The organism is Monashia sp. HAY1-5C (genome assembly GCF_056755255.1).
In genome coordinates this window covers 1-245 of the sequence record NZ_JBPGXG010000642.1, presented here as the reverse complement: position 1 = coordinate 245, position 245 = coordinate 1, and the positions used below count along the sequence as shown (strand labels likewise).

1 protein-coding gene is annotated in these 245 nt (G+C 44.1%); it reads left to right on the top strand.

Translation table 11 applies throughout. The annotated features are described in order from the left end of the window. A partial coding sequence (locus tag ACR9ZK_RS23030; protein ID WP_481344238.1) for a hypothetical protein occupies positions 1–245 on the top strand: 245 nt, incomplete at both ends.

The window sequence follows — 245 nt, the reverse complement described above, 5'->3', positions numbered from 1 at the left end:
CATGAATATGGCGCCGCTTTCTGTAAACTGGGGATTTGATGTTGCCGATCAGGGAGATAATTTTACCATTTCCGGAAGGACAACCAATCTACCTGCTATAGGGATTAACCCTTTTATCCGCCCGTATCTTCACGTTACCGCTACAGGAACCATACAGGAAATGCTTTTCAATTTCAGGGGAAACCCTAAAGGACTGAATGGGAAATTCAACCTTAGGCATAAGGATCTGAAGGTCGCTATTTTGG